This is a genomic window from Mesorhizobium sp. B3-1-9 (assembly GCF_006439595.1).
Classification (GTDB): domain Bacteria; phylum Pseudomonadota; class Alphaproteobacteria; order Rhizobiales; family Rhizobiaceae; genus Mesorhizobium.
The window spans coordinates 1-1252 of record NZ_VFTJ01000055.1 but is presented as its reverse complement, the minus strand read 5'-3'; the positions used below and the strand labels follow the sequence as shown (position 1 = coordinate 1252).

At 59.3% G+C, this 1252-nt stretch carries 1 protein-coding gene; it reads left to right on the top strand.

All coding sequences use genetic code 11. The annotated features are described in order from the left end of the window. The first annotated feature begins 564 nt into the window (after positions 1 to 564). Positions 565 to 789: a hypothetical protein gene (locus FJW07_RS31560; RefSeq protein ID WP_140860992.1), complete on the top strand. Its 225-nt coding sequence runs from the start codon at positions 565 to 567 to the stop codon at positions 787 to 789. The last annotated feature ends 463 nt before the right edge of the window (positions 790 to 1252 follow it).

The window sequence follows — 1252 nt, the reverse complement described above, 5'->3', positions numbered from 1 at the left end:
ACTTCCTCATAGATTTCGCTTATCGCGATGCCTTCTCGGTCCGCGGCTTCCATAGCCTGGTCGGCTAGATCGTTTATCGCGGCCGGGTCGTCGGTCACCGCATCCGGCAGATGCTCTGCCATCCATTTGTCGAAGAAATTTATCCCGCGAGTGCTCATCTCGCCATAAGCGGCAGGCGAACATTAGGTTCCGCTGATAGGAGAAGCTCCGATTTGAGCCCGCCACCGTTGAGGGACGATAGCGGGCTCTCAGGCTGTGGGCAGCCCGAAGGCAGCGCGACCCTCTGGCGAGGTGAGCTACCCGACGGACTAAGCCGGTGATGTGGCTTACGTTCCATCCCCATTGTTGCCCACGGTAGGCAAACAACTCACGGTGAGCTGTGGACGGGAAACAGCCGAGGGCTGAAATACAGCCGCGTGTCATTCATCGTTCATTCATAATATCAGCGGATTCTCATAAGCGGGCATGCTGATGCTCCTCAACTGCAAACACCAGACTGTGGGCAGGCCGCGGATTCGGGCGGCGGCGAAACAGGCACGGGCGGGGGGAGGAGGACTGACCAAAATGTCGAATAGAGAAATCGGAACATCCCGTTCGCTCGGAATGCGTGTCGCCGATCTCAAAGCCAGGATGCGGGACGCCCGCATCACCGAGCATGAGATCAAGACCTTCCAGAAGGTCGCGGCCATCATTGCGCGCGGAGAAGGTTCCTTGCGCATCGACGCGGACGACTTGATCGCCGCCTCCTTTCTCACCGAGATTACGGTGGGCGAACCGACGCTGACCTGAGAGCACGGCCATCCCTCCCGACGCCGGCACGGCTACCCGCCGCCAGGGATGGTAAATTTCCGCGCCATCAAAGGCCCGTCGACCGATGCCGATGGGCAGCCGGGAAGTAGCCTGCCGGGCAAGGCGTGCGCGGCAGGCAGTGCGAGCACTACGTAAATCCTGCGTCGTTCCGCGCATCGCTGCCCCTTGCTGGTCAGCTGTATTGGGCGTGAGACGAACGTCCCCACCCTGGAACTCATAAGTTCCGTCTGCGAACACATTTCAGAAATCTCCATCAGAGTGGGCTGGTCCCTTCATTGCAATTGGGGATCACCCTAAGGCGGCGTGGACAACCCATAGTCTTCCTCGGCCGAAACCCGATCGCGGTCGCGGAAGTCGCGCTTGCTCTTGTGGTCTGCCATGGCGTTCTCCTCCTGGTCAGGAGGAACCATGTATATTGCAAATGTTCCGATTTACCGTTTCG

Excerpts from the sequence above, each read along its gene's own strand:
- FJW07_RS31560 (WP_140860992.1), top strand. The coding sequence starts at position 565 with ATGTCGAATAGAGAAATCGGAACATCCCGTTCGCTCGGAATGCGTGTC.